20 protein-coding genes and 2 tRNA genes are annotated in these 20,001 nt (G+C 64.1%); 9 read left to right on the top strand and 13 right to left on the bottom strand.

The features are described from left to right. Positions 1 to 8 precede the first annotated feature (8 nt). Both DYZ02_RS09930 and DYZ02_RS09925 read right to left on the bottom strand, forming a co-directional pair. Positions 9 to 959 (bottom strand): TRIC cation channel family protein, encoded by a 951-nt coding sequence (locus DYZ02_RS09930; protein WP_245945886.1) that lies wholly within the window; start codon positions 957 to 959, stop codon positions 9 to 11. Between the two features lie 52 nt (positions 960 to 1,011). Then, on the bottom strand, positions 1,012 to 1,644 hold the full coding sequence (locus DYZ02_RS09925; protein ID WP_115686098.1) for a DUF4230 domain-containing protein: 633 nt from the start codon (positions 1,642 to 1,644) through the stop codon (positions 1,012 to 1,014). A 223-nt stretch (positions 1,645 to 1,867) separates the two neighbouring features. Here DYZ02_RS09925 and DYZ02_RS09920 point away from each other — a divergent pair, with 223 nt between their 5' ends. Further along, a complete protein-coding gene (locus tag DYZ02_RS09920) occupies positions 1,868 to 3,508 on the top strand; it encodes an AbgT family transporter (RefSeq protein ID WP_181896953.1) in 1,641 nt (546 codons plus the stop codon). Positions 3,509 to 3,534: 26 nt separating this feature from the next. Here DYZ02_RS09920 and DYZ02_RS09915 read toward each other — a convergent pair whose 3' ends face one another. After that, complete coding sequence (locus DYZ02_RS09915; protein WP_115686096.1) at positions 3,535 to 4,440, bottom strand: ornithine cyclodeaminase family protein; 906 nt, start codon at positions 4,438 to 4,440, stop codon at positions 3,535 to 3,537. A 766-nt stretch (positions 4,441 to 5,206) separates the two neighbouring features. Between DYZ02_RS09915 and DYZ02_RS11260 the strand changes: the two genes are divergently transcribed. After that, complete coding sequence (locus DYZ02_RS11260) at positions 5,207 to 5,629, top strand: hypothetical protein (protein WP_147291506.1); 423 nt, start codon at positions 5,207 to 5,209, stop codon at positions 5,627 to 5,629. Between the two features lie 804 nt (positions 5,630 to 6,433). On the opposite strand, the gene DYZ02_RS09910 is transcribed toward DYZ02_RS11260, so the two are convergent. The 3 genes from DYZ02_RS09910 to DYZ02_RS09900 form a co-directional block, all read right to left on the bottom strand. After that, the gene (locus DYZ02_RS09910) at positions 6,434 to 8,875 is read right to left on the bottom strand and encodes an AAA family ATPase (protein WP_115686095.1); all 2,442 of its coding nucleotides are present in this window, start codon (positions 8,873 to 8,875) and stop codon (positions 6,434 to 6,436) included. 588 nt (positions 8,876 to 9,463) lie between these two features. Next, positions 9,464 to 9,886: an FtsX-like permease family protein gene (locus DYZ02_RS09905; RefSeq protein WP_181896952.1), complete on the bottom strand. Its 423-nt coding sequence runs from the start codon at positions 9,884 to 9,886 to the stop codon at positions 9,464 to 9,466. Between the two features lie 233 nt (positions 9,887 to 10,119). Continuing rightward, positions 10,120 to 10,192: transfer RNA gene (locus DYZ02_RS09900), tRNA-Asn, on the bottom strand. 186 nt (positions 10,193 to 10,378) lie between these two features. Between DYZ02_RS09900 and DYZ02_RS09895 the strand changes: the two genes are divergently transcribed. After that, positions 10,379 to 10,452: transfer RNA gene (locus DYZ02_RS09895), tRNA-Ile, on the top strand. Positions 10,453 to 10,507: 55 nt separating this feature from the next. Beyond that, positions 10,508 to 10,753, top strand: coding sequence for a hypothetical protein (locus tag DYZ02_RS09890; RefSeq protein WP_115686093.1), 246 nt, complete (start codon positions 10,508 to 10,510; stop codon positions 10,751 to 10,753). On the opposite strand, the gene DYZ02_RS09885 is transcribed toward DYZ02_RS09890, so the two are convergent. Then, on the bottom strand, positions 10,750 to 11,685 hold the full coding sequence (locus tag DYZ02_RS09885; RefSeq protein WP_115686092.1) for a Ppx/GppA phosphatase family protein: 936 nt from the start codon (positions 11,683 to 11,685) through the stop codon (positions 10,750 to 10,752). The genes DYZ02_RS09890 and DYZ02_RS09885 overlap by 4 nt on opposite strands. After that, complete coding sequence (locus DYZ02_RS09880; protein ID WP_115686091.1) at positions 11,682 to 12,224, bottom strand: DUF501 domain-containing protein; 543 nt, start codon at positions 12,222 to 12,224, stop codon at positions 11,682 to 11,684. Before DYZ02_RS09880 ends, DYZ02_RS09885 begins: the two co-directional genes overlap by 4 nt. Positions 12,225 to 12,400: 176 nt before the next feature. Between DYZ02_RS09880 and DYZ02_RS09875 the strand changes: the two genes are divergently transcribed. The 3 genes from DYZ02_RS09875 (at position 12,401) to fmdA (ending at position 14,907) form a co-directional block, all read left to right on the top strand. After that, positions 12,401 to 12,859 (top strand): helix-turn-helix domain-containing protein, encoded by a 459-nt coding sequence (locus DYZ02_RS09875; protein WP_115686458.1) that lies wholly within the window; start codon positions 12,401 to 12,403, stop codon positions 12,857 to 12,859. Then, complete coding sequence (locus tag DYZ02_RS09870) at positions 12,852 to 13,439, top strand: PIN domain-containing protein (RefSeq protein WP_115686090.1); 588 nt, start codon at positions 12,852 to 12,854, stop codon at positions 13,437 to 13,439. The genes DYZ02_RS09875 and DYZ02_RS09870 overlap by 8 nt, the downstream gene beginning before the upstream one ends. 82 nt (positions 13,440 to 13,521) lie before the next feature. After that, the gene (fmdA, locus tag DYZ02_RS09865) at positions 13,522 to 14,907 is read left to right on the top strand and encodes a formamidase (protein WP_115686089.1); all 1,386 of its coding nucleotides are present in this window, start codon (positions 13,522 to 13,524) and stop codon (positions 14,905 to 14,907) included. Here the strand turns inward: fmdA and DYZ02_RS09860 are convergent. The 4 genes from DYZ02_RS09860 to DYZ02_RS09845 all read right to left on the bottom strand — a co-directional run bounded on the left by DYZ02_RS09860 (position 14,904) and on the right by DYZ02_RS09845 (position 18,153). Continuing rightward, positions 14,904 to 15,434, bottom strand: coding sequence for a septum formation initiator family protein (locus DYZ02_RS09860; RefSeq protein WP_245945769.1), 531 nt, complete (start codon positions 15,432 to 15,434; stop codon positions 14,904 to 14,906). The genes fmdA and DYZ02_RS09860 overlap by 4 nt on opposite strands. 277 nt (positions 15,435 to 15,711) lie before the next feature. Beyond that, on the bottom strand, positions 15,712 to 16,989 hold the full coding sequence (gene eno, locus DYZ02_RS09855; protein ID WP_115686087.1) for a phosphopyruvate hydratase: 1,278 nt from the start codon (positions 16,987 to 16,989) through the stop codon (positions 15,712 to 15,714). A gap of 80 nt (positions 16,990 to 17,069) precedes the next feature. Next, the gene (locus tag DYZ02_RS09850; RefSeq protein WP_115686086.1) at positions 17,070 to 17,885 is read right to left on the bottom strand and encodes a lytic transglycosylase domain-containing protein; all 816 of its coding nucleotides are present in this window, start codon (positions 17,883 to 17,885) and stop codon (positions 17,070 to 17,072) included. Positions 17,886 to 17,925: 40 nt separating this feature from the next. Then, entirely contained in the window at positions 17,926 to 18,153 is a 228-nt protein-coding gene (locus DYZ02_RS09845) for a hypothetical protein (protein ID WP_115686085.1), read from the bottom strand. A 125-nt stretch (positions 18,154 to 18,278) separates the two neighbouring features. Here DYZ02_RS09845 and DYZ02_RS09840 point away from each other — a divergent pair, with 125 nt between their 5' ends. After that, entirely contained in the window at positions 18,279 to 18,689 is a 411-nt protein-coding gene (locus DYZ02_RS09840) for a hypothetical protein (protein ID WP_115686084.1), read from the top strand. Here the strand turns inward: DYZ02_RS09840 and DYZ02_RS09835 are convergent. Further along, positions 18,686 to 19,282 (bottom strand): MazG nucleotide pyrophosphohydrolase domain-containing protein, encoded by a 597-nt coding sequence (locus DYZ02_RS09835; RefSeq protein WP_115686083.1) that lies wholly within the window; start codon positions 19,280 to 19,282, stop codon positions 18,686 to 18,688. The two genes, DYZ02_RS09840 and DYZ02_RS09835, sit on opposite strands and share 4 nt — an antisense overlap. Positions 19,283 to 19,319: 37 nt before the next feature. Here DYZ02_RS09835 and DYZ02_RS09830 point away from each other — a divergent pair, with 37 nt between their 5' ends. After that, positions 19,320 to 19,961 (top strand): 8-oxoguanine DNA glycosylase OGG fold protein, encoded by a 642-nt coding sequence (locus tag DYZ02_RS09830; RefSeq protein WP_115686082.1) that lies wholly within the window; start codon positions 19,320 to 19,322, stop codon positions 19,959 to 19,961. Positions 19,962 to 20,001: the final 40 nt, after the last annotated feature.

Below are 20,001 nucleotides of genomic sequence, written 5' to 3'. Positions count from 1 at the left end.
GCCCGATGCTAGCGCCTGCGGGCGCGCAGCCCCTGCCACCCCGTGGGGCTGTTGCTCCCGCCGGCGTCGAGGTAGGCCTTGTAGAGCACGTCGATGAACTCCTCGCGCGAGGGGTTGTCGCCGACGCGCTTCTTCACCTCTTCCTTGGTGGGCTCGCCGGCGTTGTCGGCGCCGAGCTCGCGATGCTCCTCCGCCTCGATCTCCTCCATCTTGCCGTGGCGCCACTCGCGCACGGAGTCGGGTTCGATGGTGCGGGCGGCGGAGCGGGCGGATTCCTCGACGCCGCTGAAGGATTGGCGCAGCTTCCACGCGAGGTCATTGACCGGCGCGAAGTCCTGTCGGGCGGGGATGTACCAGCCGGTCCAGTAGACGAGGGCCGCGATGGCGAAGGCGAGGATCGGGGTGAGCACCATGCCGAGCTCGTGGTGGCCGATGCGGTAGAGCAGCACGTTGAAGGAGGCCGCGATGATGGCGGGGATGGCCATCATCTGCTGGTTTTTCAGCAGGGCGGGGATGCGCCCGATCATCATGTCGCGGATGACGCTGCCGCCGGTGGCGGTGACCAGCGCCATGAGCACGCAGCCGAGCGGGGACACGCCCGCAAGCAGCGCCTTCGTCGAGCCGGTGACGGCCCACACGCCGATGGTGACCATGTCGGCGTGGTACTGGAACATGGTCCAGGTGAACCCGTGGAGCCGGGTGAGAAAGGCGGCGGCCGCGCCCGCCATGGCCACCCAGATGTACTCGGGGTGTACGAGGGCGGCGACCTTTCCGGTATCGATGAGCACGTCGCGCACCGCTCCGCCCGCCAGCGAGGAAATGATGGCGAGGAGCAGGAACCCGACGATGTCGAAGTTCATCTTCCGCGCGATGGTGCCCGCAACGAGGCTGGTCAGGAACACGCCGATGAGCTCGAGGACCCGGTAGGTCGTCTCGATGGTCGGCGTCATCTCGATCATGTCCACCGCTGCGAGTGTACCCAGGGCAGCGCTTATCGACGCCCCGCCGGGCCTACCTCCACTTCACGTCGACGGCGTAGTCCGCCATCGCGGTGCCCTCGGTGAGCGCCTCGCCGTGGCTGCGCAGCAGGTCCTCGACGCGGTTGTCGGCGCGCTCGAGGAGGCCCTGGTCCACGGCTGTTTCCTTGGCGTTGCGCTCCTGCTCCGCCAGGAAGGCGGAGACGTCCTGGACGCGGACCTGGTTGAGGGGGTTCATCGACTGGTCGTAGACAGCGATGCTCTCCGGGGCGATGGAGGAGCTGAGCACCTCCGCGTGCGGGGTGGTGATGGTGAGGGTGCGCGCGGTGTCATCGACGCGGACCTCGATGAGCTCGGCGTTGGAAATGCCCGCCTTGACGGTGCCGTCGTAGGTGACCAGGAAGTTGCGGCCGGTGAAGGGCACGGTGCGCCCGGCGATCTGGAAGCCCGCCTGGTCGAAGCTGCCCACCCGGGAGTAGACGTACTCCTCGGTGCTGAGCTCGGCGATGTCGTTGAAGGTGGCGCCGAGGTTCTCGGAGGACATGGTGGTCTTGCCGGTTCCGAACAGGCTCGGCCGGACGACGAAGAGCGCGGCGAGCAGCACTGCCGCCAGGGCGAGCAGGGCGAGGACGGAACGGACGGTTCGGGCGGGGCGGCCGATGGACATGGGTTCTCCTAGGGGTCGCTGGGGGTCGTTGAGGGTCGCTGGAATACGGAAACTCACAGGTTTTCAGCAGCACATGTTACGGCTGCGCTCGTGTTTCTTTACTATCCGGCCCCCGAAAGGTGCCCCGTGTCACACTTTCGCCCGGCGGGCATTTAGTGTGGAGGGCAACAAAGGCGTGCCGCGAGCGCGCTTGCCCGTTGACCCCGACCAGGAAGCACCCGCCATGGCAGGATCCACGTCCAAGAACTCGACGAAACCGGAAGAATCCCGGGACTCGCGCGAGACAACTAGTCCAGGCAAGTCAGAATCCGCTGGCTTCCTCGGCGTGGTGGAGAAGATCGGCAACAAGCTGCCGGACCCGTTCTGGCTCTTCGTCATCCTCTCCGGTGTGGTGGCGGTGACGTCGTGGGCCGGAGCGAAGATCGGGATGGCCGCGAAGGACCCGGGCTCGGGCGAGATGGTGCAGGTGGAGTCGCTGCTCACGGGTGAGAACATCTCGAAGATGGTCACCGAGGCCGTGAACAACTTCATCTCCTTCCCGCCGCTGGGCGTGATCCTGTCGGTGATGCTGGGCGTGGCCGTAGCGGAACAGACGGGTCTGCTCTCGGCGATGATCCGCGCGATGGTGGACAAGGTCGGCCCGAAGATGCTCACCTTCATGGTGGCGCTGGCGGGCGTGACGGGGTCGGTGGCCTCCGACGCCATCTACGTGATCATCATCCCGCTGGGCGCGATGGCCTTCTACGCGGTGGGTCGCTCCCCGATCGTCGGTGCGATGGTGGCCTTCGCCGCCAGCTCGGCGGGGTTCAACGCCTCGCTCATCCTGAACATCACGGACCTGCTGCTGGCGGGCATCTCCACCTCGGCGGCGCACATCGTGGACCCCGAGTACACGGTTTCCCCGCTGGCCAACATCTTCTTCGTCATCCCCTCGGCCGTGGTGCTCTCGCTGATCATCACCGCGGTGACGGAGATGTTCGTGGACAAGAAGGCCCGCCAGCTCATTGACCACGACGACATCGAGGAGCACGAGCTCTCCTTCGCCAACGCCACCGCGGGCGACTCCCCGGACGACGCCAACGACGAGGACCTCGAGCTCTCCCCCACCGAGTCCAAGGCGCTCAAGGCCGCGGGCCTGGCCCTGCTGGCCTTCCTGGCGGTGTTCTTCCTGCTGCTGTTCGTGCCGGGCTCGCCGCTGGCCAACCCGGACGAGGGCTTCATGAAGTCCCCGCTGATCACGGCCATCGCCGTGCCGATCTCCATCGGCTTCTTCCTCTGCGGCCTGACCTACGGTCTGGTGGCCGGCACGATCAGCTCGAGCGCGGACATCCCTGACATGATGGCCACCGGCCTGAAGTCGCTGCTGCCGATGCTCGTTCTCTTCTTCGCGGTCTCCCAGTTCCTCGCCTGGTTCAAGTGGTCCAACCTCGGCTCCTGGACCGCGATCCGCGGCGCCGAACTGCTGCAGCGCTGGGACCTGCCCGTCGTGGTGCTCTTCGCGGGCTTCGTGCTCATGGTCGCGGTGATCAACCTGCTGCTGACCTCCGGGTCCGCGCAGTGGGCGCTCATGGCACCGGTGGTGATCCCCATGATGATGTACGTCGGCGTCTCCCCCGAGGTCACGCAGATGCTGTTCCGCATCGGCGACTCCCCCACCAACATCATCACCCCGATGTCGCCCTACTTCGCCCTCGCCCTGACCTTCCTGCAGCGCTACTACAAGAAGGCGGGCGTGGGCACCCTGATGTCCCTGGCGCTGCCCTACTCGCTGGCGATGGTCACCGGGTGGTTCATCTTCTTCCTCATCTGGTACTTCCTTGGCATTCCGCTCGGCCCTGGCGCGCCGATGCACTTCGAGCTTTAGCTTGTCGACGCCCCCGGGGTGCCCCGTCAGGCGCGATCCACCGCGTCGGCCACCACAAGGTCCTCCCAGGGCATTCCGACGGTCTTGAACACGATCGGCCGGTCCCGTTCGAGCTCGACTGTCCCGGTCACCACGTCCTTCATGGGGATCAGGTCCTCGCGCGACAGCGCGCCCTCGGCGATGGCCAGGGTGGCGTCGCCGGCCTCGCGCAGCGCCGCGTCCACGTCCTCGACCATGACGTGCGCCGCGCCCATCAGGTCGGAGGCGAGCTCGCGGGCGTCGGTGGTGTGGGAGCCGACGGCGATGATGAGGGCGTCGGGGCGGACGTCGGCAAGCGAAAGAATCGGCTCGCGCGCGGTTGTCGCACAGACAGCGAGGTCCGCGGCCGCCACCGCCTCACGGGCCTCGGTCGACCCCGCCGCGAGCCAGGGATACCCCAGGTCGCGCGGCTCGCTGCGGCCGACAAAGCTTATCGACGCCTCCCCCGCCCCCACCACAGACTCCACCGTCGCGGCGTGCCCGCGCCCCTGCGCCCCCGTGCCGAAGATGACCACCTTCAGCGGCCCGGCGGCGCCCGTGAGGAAATCCCGCACCCCGGCGACGGAGACGGCGGGGGTGCGCAGGGTGGTCAGGGCGGTGCCGTCGAGAAGCGAAAAGGGCGTGAGCCTGGTGCTGTCGATGAGCAGGTACTGGCCCTGGATGAGCGGGAGGTCGGGGTCGTGGTCCTCGGGCTGGATCGCCAGGATTTTCACGCCGCTGACGCGCGGCAGCGACGCCGGCAGGATGTGCATCTCCCCGCGGTGCAGCGGCGCCTTCGTGCGGGGAAGGTCGGTGGCCGGGTCGAAGCCGTCCCGCAGCGCCTGGCGGAGGGCGTCGACGGCGTCGGCGGGGCTCAGGCTGGCGAGGACTTCGTCGTGGGTGAGAATGCGCATGGGGATGAGGGTACGTGGAAGCGGGTGGCGGGGTCGCGACTCTAAAACATGGGCGCAGCAGTGGCGCGACGAAGCTCGTAAGCCGTTCTCACATCGGGGGGGAACGACCTTGACGCTAACAACTCAGGAGCCCGCCATGCCAGAACTTTCCTCTTTTCGCCCCCTAATCGCAATGACCGCCCTCTCAGTTCCCGCTGCCCACGCCCGAGCATCCCAGCCGGAATGCACCCCCGAGGCTAGTGCCCCGGCCGTGTCCATCGGCCGAAACTGGGGGCGACTCAAATGCTGGAGTCAGGGGCAGAGAACCACGTCGGAGATCCTCCCACCGTTGACTGTGCGTCATTGCGGCCAGGACATCGTCCTCGTGGTTCCTGGCGGCGATGTCTATGTCTTCGGCATTGAGAAGTTCGTGCTGATCAGGGAAGACGCGACGAACCAAAACATTTTCCCAGGGTTCTCGCGCAGCAGTAGTGAGACGCGAGGTTGTCCCAGCGGCTCCCCGTTTGCAACACCTGGAAAGTCTCTCCTCCCTCTTCATAGAAGATGGCCGAGCTTACGACGGTGTGCTCAGACAACCACGAACCACGCTCACCGACGTAAAGGATCGCGTCCCCATCCGACGGTTGCGCCACGTGGATGGTAGCAAATTACAGGTGAACTAGCCCGGCAACTCGCGCTGTTCGTTTTGTTCCCATCGGCGAACGGGCGTGAGGGCCACGTGGACGATGGGGGCGGCGGGCAACCCGAGTACATCACACTACCGAGGTTGTCCGAATGCCACCTGAAACGGCGCGTAAATCAAGCTCTCCAACTGGGCTCGGTCTACGGAAAACGCGAGCTGGGGTCCCTCTTCACCGCCGAAGGTTGCGCCCTGGCCACATTGTTCCTTCGTGACGCCGACGTACTCCAGAAGCCGCCACGCGGCCTCGTCTTGGCCACCTCCTGCAGCGGACGATCACTCCTCCACCAGCTAACGCGCGGCGTGAACGTTGAGTGTCTGTCGCCACTCGGCCTCTGTCTCGAGGGGCATGCGCTCAAGAACGCGCTGGCCGAGAGCGACGGCCTCCGTGTCATCGGTACCGAAACGCCGGAGTACCAACCTTCCCTGATCGTCGAAGTGCCGACGGCGTTAGTAAAACGTGCATTTGCCGGAATTCCGCAACGTGCCTCGCTCCACGCCCGCCCGTGACTCATTGCGGGAAGCGGCCGCGAGCTAAATGCTGTAGAAGGACAACATGCTTCGGAATAAACCCCTTTCCACTGCACTCATGCGCCACGAATCCCCAGCAGGAACGGGAGGATCCGCCCAGCCGCTCGCTACCATTTCAATCCGGGCTTGGAGCTCAGCAGGGACGGGCCCTCCTGCCGTTGCGGAAAAGTTCTCGCCTACGAGCTGGCACCCAGTCGAAGCAAAATTCCACCAGTAAGCGGAACAGCACTTCCTGCACAGGCGCATCCAACTCGCCACGGGATCAGTCCATGACGAACTCGGTTACATCAAAAATGTTCGAAATCGGCGCCGTATCATCTCACCCGAAGCACTGCGGGGGTCGATGACTCGGAGCGTAGTCATCTGTACTTACGGACACTAGAGCGCCAGTACAGACGGGACGGCGGGGAATCTATTCGGCTCGTAACCTTGCGGGAGTCCCCCAGGGCAGAACAAACCTGATCGCCCGCAGTCGATCTTCCTAGGGTTGCCCACGCGGATTCTCATCGTCCGACGATTTCCTCCCCCGTGTTGGGTCTTCTGGGTGAGTTGACCCCAGCGCTGGTGCGATAGACCAGGGACCTATTCGAAGCCTTACTCCCAACGGAGCTTACGGGTCGCCGGCAGGGTACGGGATGAGCAATGTGCGCAGCAGATCCCGCTTGGAGTCGATAATTACCCGTTACGCCACCCCGTCTCTCACTGCACTTGGCACAATCTAGGATGTTGGGCGAAACTGATTCCGATTAGCTCCATACAGAGCTTGTTCATGTGGCAACCGACTTAACGAAGCGTACGACGTTCAATATCCGACTGCCAATCGGTAATCAAAGTCTCAAACATATTCAAATTATATAGGTCCGCGCTGTCTCTCCCTCGCTTCATACTAAGTTTTGCCGGAATGTGGACAGAGGAGATTGAATATATGAGGCACAGCAAGTCTCGACACATCAGTCGACGCTCAGCCGGTGAAATTTGGGGTGCGAAATCAAATGCTCCTGCTCGAATCGAATCCGAGGAATGGCTCTCACCGTGGAGGAGGAGCCGATAAAGCGAGCTTTGAAAGTACTGCCCGATCGCTATACTTGTCCCCTCTAACGCATCCCTAACCGCCGCTTTCTTAGGCAAGCTCACAATGTCGGTTGCTGCTACAAATTCGGCGAACGCTTCCAAGACGAGTCTCATTTCGTTGCCAGCAGGGATCTGTGCAGGAAGGACGCCTTGGAAGTCTACTCTCGCAGCAAACTCATAGATTTTCTTCAGATGTTCCGTGTATGACCCGAATTCATCTAATTTGATCGAACGGAGCTGGGAGGTTTCTAACTCCCGTGATGTGGTGCTCACACCGTCTACAGACTTCAAGACCGCATGGAAATCTTGAATCAGACCTAAATCGTGGCTCAAAATGACTAGCTGAGTGGATTTGTTACCCTCCAAGAATTTCCCAATTACTTGGCGTAGCAGGAGGAAGACACCGGTCTTGTTATCGCGGTCGAAACTCGAAAGCGGGTCATCCAAGATAATGAAGCGCTGTCTCTTGCAGTGTTCGTAGTCTGAACTGTCCCGGAAGATGTCCGCGAGAAAATAAACGAGGGTGATGACATTGCGTTCCCCCGTAGATAAGTCGGAAACCCGGACGTCTTTATTCCTACTTTTTACTACATAGCAGTCAGTCCCTAATTCAAGACTAAGGCGCCCTGGCTCTGCGAAGACAACGCGTAGAAACCTATTCATGAGGTCGACCGCCAAGTTTAGGTCTTGAGCTGCTGCCTCAATTTCGAGTTTTTCTTTTTCAAGCTGCGTGATGTGCGATGCCTGGGATTTACACTCGACTCGAAGTGCTTTTTCCTCGTTCAAACACTCGGATAATTCCCGAATGAGTGCTCCCGAATCTGCAGTTTTCGCTACTGCCAATCGATTTAAATCGTTGAACAGCTGCAGATCCTCATCGAATCGATCGATTGTCGCGTTTCTCGCCTCTAATTCTGACTTACACACCTGCGCTGCTGTTTCCAGGCGCTCAACCGCAGAACGGAAGTCTATCAGCGACAGATTGACGATAGCCTCTGGGGCTGAAACCTTTTGTCGAATCAGTTGCTTGATATTCGTAAGTTCTTTGAGCACGGATTCCCGCGCGGTGCCAACTGCTCGTAGGGCCTCCGCAGATATGAAAGCTTGCTCGTTTTCTCTAAAGTCGGTGACCTCCACAAATTCGACTTCTGCAAGCTGCTCTAGTCTTTCGATCAAGGCTTGGCGCTCGGCATTGCTTCTTATGGACTGAATCGCCGAGCTAATCTGTCGCCGCAGCTCTGGAGGGATCTCCTGAGTACAAGCTGGGCAGCAAGCTGTATTGCGATCGACTATTACATCCGCAGCCAGGTCAAACGATGACCGAAGAGCCGGATCATTTAAGGTTTTTACAAAATGCTCCTCGATCGGCGTGGCCGGGTCAGAATTTATCTCTTGTGACAAGAGACTGTCCAATTCGTCCAGCTGTTTCTCGCCCAGGACTAGTGCAAAACTTGGATCGATTTTGTTGCGGTCCGAGTTTTGTTCAAGCCTCTTTACCAGTGTCTCTCGCTCCCGGAGGATTTCGACCAGATTACGACTGTCCGCGATATCGTCCGAGTATTTGTGAATGAAATCACCGAGGACCCCATCATTAATGACGGGTTGTTTCTTACGGTTTTCGGCACGTTTGCGGAATTCCGCCCATCCCTCTTCCTGTTTTAACTTCTTCTTCAACTCGGTCATTTTCTTAGCGATGAGACCATCCGGGTTTTCCAGCTCATGAAGGCGACGTTGCTTGACTTCGATACTCGTTGCCCGGTCCTGGATTTCGTCTTCAATTTCATCGAGCTTGGTACGCCTGTCGATCTGCTCCCCGAACATGACGATCGTTTGCAGGCCCCCTTGGCCATTCCCTTGCTGCTCGAACACAGCCTCTCGGATGATGTCCTCATTGAACAGGGACGGGCGCACCACCTCCCCATCGCGCGCAGTTACCTGTCGAGACGTCGTCCCATCTTTAAACGTGATTAGAGCTTCTCCAGATTTCAGAGATTTTGCCAAGTCTTTTGCTAGTGATGATTTCCCAGCTCCATTACGTCCGTAAACCAAACAAGCTCTAGCCGCGTTTGATTCTTCCGCTGGCCCAAAGAGATCGAACCACTGACGATTCCCCGATCGCGATGAGTAGATTTCAACTTGCGCTACGGTGTTCATTTCCTGTACCGCCTTCCCTTCACCGATAACCTTGTGTCTAGAATCAGACGTTCCCTCGAAGTTCAGCGAAAACTGCGCGGGCCGAGACCCCGGTTTCTACCGCCGGCTTCGGCCCACTTTAGGCCCTGCCAGAATGAGGAAAATCTTAAAACAGTTCGGTAAACCATGCGGGTGATTTACAGGCGTTGGTGGGAAACTGGCTGTCCTCTGCAAATCCCCCGAAAACCCGTCGGTACTTTCGTCGAATCTTAGAATCCATAAGCCCCACAGGATGACGGTGGCCGTTACGTAACACATACATTTTCTTTTTCTAGTTTCACAGTCATCTGATTCTATCGAGCGAAAGACATGGGGTCGGTTTACATAGGCCAACCAAACATTGCCATTTATACTTCCCCCATCAAACCCCTCACCCCACCGCAACCGCGGCAATAAACCCACCGGCCCACTCCCCCACGAGCCNTGTAGTGTACGAGTGCTGAACCACAACGATCGTGTCTCTCTAGGGCTCTGTGTCTGGGGTATTTTTTTAAGGAACCGGCGACCCCCGAGATCTACACGGGGTAGCTCGTCGGCAGCGTCAGATGTTTATAAGAGCCACCCACCGGCCCACTCCCCCACGAGCCACCCGGCACCCGCCGCCGGCAGCGCGAGCAACAGCAGCTCAACCGCCATCACGCCCGCGCTCCCCAGGGGCGTCAGCCCGAGCGTGTTCAGCAGCGTGCGGTCCCGGCGTCGCTCTCGCCAGGAGAGGAAGACGGTGTTGGCAATGCCCACCAGCGCGATGACGAGGGCGACGAGGCTCATCATCCGGGTGATCGAGAGCAGGCGCTCGACCATGGCGACGGTGTCGGCGCGGCGGCTGAAGGACTCGGTCATCGTCACCGGCACGTCGGCGGCGGCGACCGCGGCGCGCACCCCGTCAAGGACGACCGGGTCCTGCACCGGCGCGCCCTCCCTCCACCGCATGACGGTGGGGCGCGTCGCCTTCGTCGACGGCGTCAGCGACACAGACGGCGGCGACAACGAGAATCGGACACGAGGTTACCGCCGGCGATAGGTCCGTTTCGACGGTGGAGCTCCACACCCGGCTTGCGGCACCTAGTCGAACGCTCGCTCAGAGCACAGGCAAGCGGGAGAGGCGCCGCCACTGGGAGAAGGCACGGTACCGCCTACCACAGATACGCATTTTGACCCTTTTCCCAGCAACAAAGAAACCCCCTACCGATAGGGGGTTTAAGAAGCTCCTCCAACTGGGCTCGAACCAGTGACCCTTCGATTAACAGTCGAATGCTCTGCCAACTGAGCTATGGAGGAATGTTGTTGTCACAATCACTTGCAACGGTATTTTACTATAGCTACCCCTGCGCAACATCACCAAATCGCCCATCTAGCTGCAACAATGCAATCACAATGTGGAGCATGTGCAGCATACTGCGTAACATCACGGGACAATTTCTGTGAACCCTTACAGGGGCGATATGATGCGAATGCTGCAACTAAGGGGCTATAGCTCAGTCGGTTAGAGCCGCGGACTCATAATCCGCTGGTCGCGGGTTCGAGCCCCGCTGGCCCCACAAGGTACCCCGCCGGGGGGACGTCGAGAAGCGTGCGTTGGGTACGATGGTGCGCATGATTCAGTTCGTTGTCGGCGCCGCCGCCGGGTACGTGTTCGGCACGAAGGCGGGCAGGAAGCGCTACCACCAGATTGTCGACGCCACCCGGGCCGTGGCCAACTCCCCCGTCACCCAGCAGGTGGTGCGCTCGGGGCGCAAGGCGATCGCGAACAAGCTCGACCCGGAGCCGCGTATGCGCGAGGTCAAGGACCTCAAGCGCGGCAAGGGCCAGGACCAGATTCTCGAGCCCGACGAGGACTAGGCCAGGCCGGCGACGATCCCGTCGAGGATGTCCTTCTCGCTGATGACCACGCTGCCCAGCCCGGCGCTCTCGCGGGCGAGGTCCACGATCTCCTCCACGATCACAGAGCCGGCCGCGATCACGTCGGCACGGCCCGGGTGAACGACGGGATTGGCGCGGCGCTGCTCGGCGGTCTGGGCGCGCAGGGCTGAGGTGGTGGCTGTGAGGTCGTCGAAAAGCAGCTCCGACATGTGGATCCTCACGGGGTCGTAGCTGTCCAGCCCCTGCGTGAGCGCGGAGAGGGTGGTGAAGGTGCCGGCGCAGCCGACGAGCGTGCGCGCCGACGCGAGCAGCTGGGCAACCTCACGCAGCGTGTCGCGCACGTAGGCGCGCGCGGCATCCGTCTCCGCGGCCGTCGGCGGATCCGAGCGCATGAAACGCTCGGTGAGACGCACGCAGCCCATCTGCGTGGAAACAGCCTGCTCACCGACGACAAACTCCGTCGACCCTCCCCCGAGGTCCACCACGCAGAACGGCCCGCGGTCGGGATCGATGTCCGCCGTCGCCCCCGCGAACGACAGCGCCGCCTCCTCCTCGCCGCTGATCACCTCGGCGCGCGCCCCGGGCTGGACGCGCCCCAGCAGATCGGCTGTCATGGAGAAGAAGTCCTCCCTGTTCGCGGCGTCGCGCGTTGCTGAGGTGGCCACCATGCGCACCTTCTCCACGCCGAGGCGCTGCATCGTCTCAACGTATCCCGCGAGTGCCTTGCGGGTGCGCTCGATCGCCTCGGGGTTGAGCCGCCCCGTCTCGTCGACGCCCTGCCCGAGCCTGACGATGGTGTTCTGCCGCGTCAGCTCGGCGAGCTTTCCTTCGGGACTCGGTTCGGAGACGAGCAGGCGGATGGAGTTGGTGCCGCAGTCCACGGCCGCGACGCGTAGCGCGGCGGCCGTCACAGGTTCTCCCCCGCCTCGTCGAGGGTGATGCCCAGCTGCTCGAGCGTGGGCCAGTCCCCCGGGATCGCGGTGCCACGCAGGTTGCCGTGCTCCGCAGCCAGCGCCACGGCCTCCGCGCCCAGCCGAAAGTGCTGCGGCCCCTCGGCCAGCGCGTAGGCGATGAGCACGTGCAGGCACTTCACCCGGTCCGGCATCCCGCCGCCCGAGAAGTCCGTGCCCAGGTTCTGGATCGCGTTGCGCTCGGCCAGGTAGTGCTCGTGGGCCTTCAAGTAGTCCGCCTTCAGCTCCTCGTCCGTGCCCAGGCGCGACTCCATCCACTTCATCACCTGCGCCACCTCCAGGCGGCTCGCCTCGGCGGTCAGGCGAGGGTCGGTGAGGTAGTAGAGCGTGGGGAACGGGGTGCCGTCGTCAAGCTTGGGCGCGGTGGTGACGACGGCCGGCTGACCGTCCGGGGTGCGGTACGCGATGGCGAGCACCCCGCGCGGGGCGCGGCCGAGCTGCTCTTTGACGATGTCGAGGTCTTCCTGGCTGACGGTCATGCAGGCGATGTTACCTGGGGGTCCCGCCGCCGAAGGCAGCGCCCGCTCAGTTTATGTAATCAGCGTCACAATGTTTCGAATTTTTCGATTTGGCGGATTAGGTTGAGAGCATGAATACTCCGCACACACTCCACCGAGATCGCAACACAGTCCTCCCCCCGTCCGACCTCGAGCAGATGCTTGACCTCAGCCGCTTCCTCGAGGACCTTCCCTCCCCGGCCATGCTGCTGGGCCCCGACGGGCAGCAGGTTCCGCTCCCGGAGGAGGCCTTTGAGATCCTCTGCAAGGTTGCCGATGCCATGAGAGTAGGTAAAGCGATTACCGTGGCCCCGGTTGACCAGCTCCTTACAACCCAGGAGGCAGCCAACTTCCTCGGGATTAGCCGCCCCACCCTGATCAAACTGCTTGAAGACGGGCAGATCCCGTTCCAAAAACCGGCTGGCGGGAAACACCGCCGCGTCACATTGCAGAACCTTGTGGCCTACCAAGACGAGAAGAAAAAGCAACGTCGCGAGGCGCTCGACGCGCTCACTGCGGACGCAACTGCGAACGGGCTGTACGAGGCGACCCCCGACAAGTACGAAAGTGCCCTGAAGCAGGCGAGACGCGACGCAGGCAGGGCCCGTAGTGACTAAGTACAGCGCCCTCCTCGACGCGTGTGTTCTCGTGCCCGTAAGCCTCGCGGACACCCTACTCAGGCTCGCCGAGGTAGGGCTCTACCGCCCGCTCTGGAGCGAGAGAATCCTCGACGAGGTTACAGCGGCAATCGAGTCAGTTCACCCCGATTTGAAGGGCGGCGGCAAGGCCCGGGCGCGGGCTCTCACGATGGACGCAGCCTTTGAGGACGCCTCTGTCACGGGGTGGGAAGACCTCATCAGCGGCATAACACTACCCGATCCGAACGACCGTCACGTCGTGGCGGCGGCCCTTCGCGGACGCGCCGATGTCATCGTGACAAACAACGTGAAAGACTTCCCGCGAAGCCAGTTGGATGCCCTCGGTATGTCCGTGCAAAGCGCGGACGAATTCTTGCTCAACCAGCTGGACCTCGACCCCACCCTCGTCATGGAGGCACTAGCAAATCAGGCGCGCGCAACGTCTCGTCCGCGGCTCAAGGTAGCGGAGATCGTGGCAAGGCTGGACAACTGCCAAGCCCATCTGTTCGCCACAGCAGCTCGCGGTCAGCTGTGGCGGATTGCCTCGGAACTCAGGTGAACAGCACCTCGCAGACGCATCGCTAACGGAGATCGTTTTCACAACGAACAAGTGTGCCCCGTTCTTGAGTAGCGTGGCGTACATGGCAGACCACACATACACACTTGATTCCTCCCGACCCTTCGACCAGCAGGACGTCCTGGGCCACAACCGCTGGCACCCAGAAATCCCCGCGATCATCAACGTCACACCCGGCGAAACCGTGCGCGCGGAGTCGCGCGAGTGGTTCGACGGCTTTGTCAAGAACGACGACTCCGCCGACGACATCCTCAACGTTGCCTTCGAAAAGCCGCACCAGCTCTCCGGCCCCTTCCGCGTGGAGGGCGCCAAGCCCGGCGACCTGCTCGTCGTGGATATCATCGACGCCGGCCCCCTCAGCGAATCCGACAACCCCGGCGAGCTCGCCGGCGAAGGCTGGGGCTACACCGGCATCTTCGCCGCCAAGCACGGCGGCGGCTTCCTCGCCGAGTACATGCCCGACGCCTACAAGGCCATCTGGGACTTCAAGGACGGCCGGGCCACCTCCCGCCACATCCCCGGCGTCTCCTTCGCCTCCATGGTCCACCCCGGCGTGATGGGCACCGCGCCCAGCGCCGAGGTCCTGGCCCGGTGGAACAAGCGCGAGGCCCAGCTCATTGCCACCGACCCGCACCGCTACCCTCCCCTGGCGGTGCCGCCGCAGCCGGCGTCGGCGCTGCTCGGCGGCGTTCCCGCTGAGGACGTCGAGCGCCTTTCGCGTGAGGCCGCCGTCTCTGTTCCCCCGCGCGAGCACGGCGGCAACATGGACATCAAGAACCTCACCGCCGGCAGCCGCATCTTCTTCCCCGTCTTCGTCGACGGTGCCAACTTCTCCTTCGGCGACCTTCACTTCAGCCAGGGCGACGGCGAAATCACCCTCTGCGGCGCCATCGAGATGGGCGGCTACCTCGAATTCGCCGTGGACATCATCCCCGACGGTATGAACAGCTACAAGACCGGCGGCGCGCCCATCTTCGTCCCGGGCGCGCAGGGGGCGTCGTATAGCGACTGGCTCACCTTCACCGGCATCTCCGTTACCCGCGAGGGCGAGCAGCGCCACCTCGATGCCACCCTCGCGTACCAGAACGCGGTGATGCACGCGATCGACTACCTCACCACCTTCGGCTACACCAAGGAACAGGCCTTCCTGCTCCTCGGCGCCGCGCCCATCGAGGCGCACTACTCCGCGGTGGTGGACTACCCGAACGCCTGCGCCACCCTCTACCTGCCCACGGAAATCTTCGACTTCGACATCAAACCCTCGACCTCCGGGCCCCACCGCATCGAATCAGCTCAGGCACCCTTCGCCTCCGCATCCTCGCTTGACGACGCCTCCATCGTCCGCGCCGTCCCCACCGGCGACTCGGAGCGCCTCGCCCTGGTCAAAAAGCTCGCCGGCTCAGATGCCGAGCTGCGCCCCACTACCTTCGGGGACTGGCACAAGCACTAATTCGCTTCGTCCCCGTTCGTCTCTTCCCCCTGCGTTTCTTCTCCGGGCACCTGCCTGAGGCTGTCGACCATCACCTGCGGCCAAGGGCGGGTATCCGGGATCTCGTCGGTGGTGATGGTGTCGCTGTGCGTCATGCGCGGGTCAATGACCCGCCACGCCGTCTCTCCCGGCTCCATCATCCCCAGGCGGCGGCGCGCCTCCTGCTTGACGTAGTCCTCGTCCCTGTACTTCGCGATATCCCCCTCCAGGTCCGCCTTGCGCTGCTCCAGCTCCTGGATCGACGCGTTCAACCGCGCGATCTCGCTGCGGCCCTCGTAGTAGTTGCGCAGCGGAACCGCCACCGCCACCAGCACAACCAGCAGCACGCTGATCACGATGGCCAGGCCCGTGATGTCGCCCTGGAAGGGCAGCTTCCGCTTCTTTTTCTTCGCCTCGGCGCGCGCCCGGTCGCGGGAGGCCACCGGCACCTCCGTCGCTCTGCGACGCGGCCGGCGGCTGGGCTGGGGTTGTGTGGCGCGTGAGGTCATGGTGAGTGTTGAGTCTAGCCGGTGTTGGCGCCGCTGCGGGGTGGTGCTGCCGGGACTCGCCGGATCTTTGGGGGATACCTGTAGGGGGATATGTCGCCGTTCCGGTTTGAAGCGCCCAGGGCCGACGGCGAGATATCCCCTTTCCGATGTCCCGGTTTCGCCGACAGGCAGCGACCGCGCCCCGCAGGCCAGGACCCGCGCACAGAAAACCCGCGCACGACAACGGCCCGAGGCCCCTGCACGACAGGGGCGCTCGGGCCGCGGAAACCCAGGGGGCTTAGCCGTTGAACCGCGGGAAGGCGGAGCGTCCGGCGTAGACGGCGGCGTCGCCAAGCTGCTGCTCGATGCGCAGGAGCTGGTTGTACTTGGCCACGCGCTCGGAGCGGGCGGGCGCGCCGGTCTTGATCTGGCCGCAGCCAAGGGCGACGGCGAGGTCGGCGATGGTGGTGTCCTCGGTCTCGCCGGAGCGGTGGGACATCATGGTGCGGTAGCCGTTGCGGTGGGCCAGCTCGACGGCGTCGAAGGTCTCGGTCAGGGTGCCGATCTGGTTGACCTTGACCAGCAGGGCGTTGGCGGCCTTGCGCTCGATGCCCTCGGCGAGGCGCTTCGGGTTGGTGACGAAGAAGTCGTCGCCCACGATCTGCACCTTGTCGCCGATCTGGGCGGTGAGCTTGGTGTAGCCGTCCCAGTCATCCTCGTCCAGCGGGTCCTCGATGGAGACGATCGGGTACTGCTCGACCAGGTCGGCGTAGACCTGGATCATCTCCTCGGGGCTGTGCTGGCCGCCCTCGAAGTTGTAGGTGCCGTTGTCGTAGAACTCGGAGGAAGCGACGTCGAGGGCCAGGGCGACGTCTTCGCCGAGCTTGTAGCCGGCCTTCTCCACGGCCTCGACGATGAGGTCCAGGGCCTCCTTGGTGGAGCCGACGGAGGGGGCGAAGCCACCCTCGTCACCGAGGCCGGTGGACAGGCCCTTGTCCTTGATCACGGACTTCAGCGCGTGGTAGACCTCGGCGCCCATGCGCAGCGCCTCGGCGAAGGTCTCGGCGCCGATCGGGGCGATCATGAACTCCTGGACGTCGACGCCCGAGTCGGCGTGGGCGCCGCCGTTGAGGATGTTCATCATCGGAACCGGCAGGAGGTGGGCGTTCGGGCCGCCGATGTAGCGGTACAGAGGCAGCTCGGCGGCCTCGGCGGCGGCGCGGGCCACGGCCATCGATACGCCGAGGATGGCGTTGGCTCCCAGGCGTGACTTGTTTTCGGTGCCGTCGAGCTCGAGCATGGCCTGGTCGATGAGGCGCTGGTCATCGGCCTCGATGCCGACCAGGGCGTCGGCGATCTCCTCGTTGACGTTCTCCACGGCCTTTAGGACGCCCTTGCCGCCGTAGCGCTCGTCGCCGTCGCGAAGCTCGTGCGCCTCGTGCTGGCCGGTCGACGCGCCGGAGGGAACGCCGGCGGCGCCGTGGGAACCGTCGTCGAGGAAGACCTCCGCCTCGACCGTCGGGTTACCGCGGGAATCCATGATCTCGCGGGCGAAAACGTGAATGATGTCAGCCACTGGCCACACTCCTTAGAGCCTTGGAACGAAAACGTCTTTCCAGCGCCCCATTCTTCCAGAAAGCGCCCCGGCGCGTCGCGCTACCTCTGCGCCGACTGGTTCAGCGCGTAGTTCGCCGCGGCGTTGCGGACCTTCACCACGTAGTCGTTGGAGTTGTTGTAGGCCAGCACCGCCTCGCGCCAGCCCTCCGGGGTGGCCAGGTCGCGCCCGTCCTCGCACAGCAGGGTGGCCGCGCCGAGGGCGGCGTCGTCGATCTGCTGCGGGTTCGCCGCGCCGTCGCCGTCGGCGTCGCGGCCGTGGATGCGCCAGGACCCCGGGATGAACTGCATCGGGCCCACCGCGCGGTCGAACTCCGTGTCACCGTCGAGGGTGCCGCCGTCGCTGTCCGGGATGTGCGCGAAGCCGCTCGTGCCGTCCAGGGCCGGGCCGACGATCGGCGGGTTGGCAAAGCCGCCCTCGTCCAGCCGGGCCGAGTCGAAGGTGCGGCCGGTGTAGGTGCCGTGGCGGGTCTCCACCCAGCCGATGCCTGCCAGGGTGTTCCAGCTCAGGTGGCACGCGGGCCAGGAGTCGGCCGCGATGAGGGAGGCGTTGCCGTAGGCGCGGATCGCCTGGGGGTCCACCCCGGTCGCCTCCGCGATGGGCGCCGCCCACTGGGCGAGCTGGTCGGAGGTGCGGCCGGGCCCGTGGACGTCGATAAGCGGCGGTGCCTCCGCGGCCGCGGGCGGGATGTCCGAGGGGATCGGCTGGCGGTTGGCGCCGGGCACGGGGTTTTCGAACAGGGAGAACAGCCAGCCGGTGATCGCGATGATCAAAACGATGGCCGTCACCACGCCGACGACACCGGCGCAGCCGCAGCCGGCGGCGATGGGGTTGCGTCCGGGCCGGGGTGAAGTCATGTGGGCCTATCCTACCGGCCCGGCGCGTGAGCCAAAGTCGCTAGAACTCGTCGACGATCTTCTTCGCCTCCGCCAGCCCGAGGCCGGGGTGGTTCTTGCGCAGGTTGCGGATGGCGTGAACCGCGCCCTTGTCTTCCCTGATGCGGCGGATGTCCTGCTTCTCGGCGTCTTCCAGCACGATCTGCGTGGCGGGCTGCTTCCGGGCGTAATTCGTGCCGGCGAAGACGATGGCCAACAGCACCACGCAGAGGAGGAGGGTGGTGGTCATGGCCGGAGACCAACACGGGGGCGGCCCCGCATCGCGTCCCAAATGTCACTCCAGTCCCATGCGTAACAAATTTTGCGGTAAGGTACGGGCCCGGTAACCGTTTCCCTCGACAAAGGACCCATCACATGCGCCGCATCGCCACCACCCTCACCGCAGGCTTCCTCGCCGCGGCCGCCCTCGCCACCCCGGCCCGGGCCCAGACCAACTACCTCGAGCTGCTCAAGGTCGTCAACGGCAACGTCGCCGCCGCCGACTGCAACGCGCTCGGCACAGCACTGCGCACCACCGGCTTCGTCAGCGCCGACACCACCCGCAGCCAGCTCGTCGCCTCCCTGAACAAGGCCGTCGGCGACGACGCCAGCCGCCGCCTCGTCGCCTCCGGCACCGTCAGCGCCGTCGGCGACCGCGCCCTCGAGTGCGGCGTTGTCAAGGCTGACCCGGAGACCCCGATCGACCAGGCCCTGAAGATGAGCTCGCAGCTGTCCTCCCAGGCCGGCCTGCCCCAGGTCCGCGACCTGGTGCCCGCGATCCGCTAAGCCTCGCGGCTCTTGCCCTCCGCCCAGAGGCGCTCCTGCTCCTCCACGGCAACCAGTCCCGCGCTCCCGTCGAACAGGTACGGGGCGCGGGACTTCATCTTCTCCACAAACGCCCCCGCCACGTCCGCGAAGTCGAAGGCGCCGCGCTCCCGGGCGAGCTCGGCGTGGAAAAGCACCTGCAGTAAGACGTCGCTAAGTTCTTTCTTGAGCTCTGCGTCCCCGCCGCCGCGCACCGCCTCCGCGAACTCGCGCGACTCCTCCTCGAGGTACGGCAGAAGCGACTCGTGCGTCATCGCGCGCTCCCACTCCCCGCGCTCGCGGGCGCGGCGCATCGTCTCCACCGCCTCCAGCACCGGATCCGCGAGGCTCGGCACCGCGATCAGCTCCTCACTCTCCGCACGCTTCACGACGCCCGGATCACACGCATCCGTCGTCACCAGCCACCCCCCTGCCTCGCCCGCCGGAACATCCGCGAGCGCCCACCTCACCGACACCGGCACCTCCGAGGTGTACTCCACCGGCCCAGTGATACGGGACGCGACCCCCAGCGGGATCATGTCGGGCCAGCGGGGGTCGAGCACGAGGATGGTCATAACCGCCCATCCTATTGGGTCTGCCACAATGGATCACATGAACCAGATCATGGACGCCCTGACCACCCTCGCGCCCACCGCCGAGGACGCGATGAACGACTCCTCCACGTTCTCCCCCCGCCGCTGGAAGACCGGCTGGCCCCACCACCTGCGCCGCGTCCCGCCCTTCCGCGACGACGCCTCCGCCTCCCTCACCCGCGCCGAGGTCTTCCTCTTCGCCGAGGACGTCGCCCGCTCCGGCAACGACCGCGACCAGATCATCGACTTCCTCGGCGCCGCCTTCGCCTACGGCGCGGGCCAGACCAACCAAGTGCTCACCCTCCAGCAGTTCCTGCGCAACAAGGGCAAGGCCAACAACCTCATCCAGGCCATCCGCTCCCTCGACGGCAAGACACCCGCGGAGCAGTACGCCGCGCTGACCGCGACCGGACTGCCCGCCAAGTTCGCCTCCCAGCTCGCCTACTTCCTCGCCGGGCCCCAGAGCGCCGAGGACGACAAACCCGTCATCATCTGCTCCAAGCGCGCCGCCGTCGCCGGGCTTTCGAGCGATTCCGACTGGTCCGCGCAGGAGTACAGCACGTACCTGGAGCGCCTGCGCGACGCCCGCGACGAGTACAACAAGGACCTGCCCCTCGACGCCGTCGAGTGGGCCGCGCGCGAGTTCGCTGCGCGCTCGTAGGAGCTGCTTCTTGAAGACCTCAGAGTGTTTTGCGCTGGTT

The organism is Corynebacterium senegalense, from assembly GCF_900411315.1.
Lineage (GTDB): Bacteria > Actinomycetota > Actinomycetes > Mycobacteriales > Mycobacteriaceae > Corynebacterium > Corynebacterium senegalense.
Note: the sequence above shows the minus strand (reverse complement) of the source record. Positions and strands in the feature narration are given on the sequence as shown.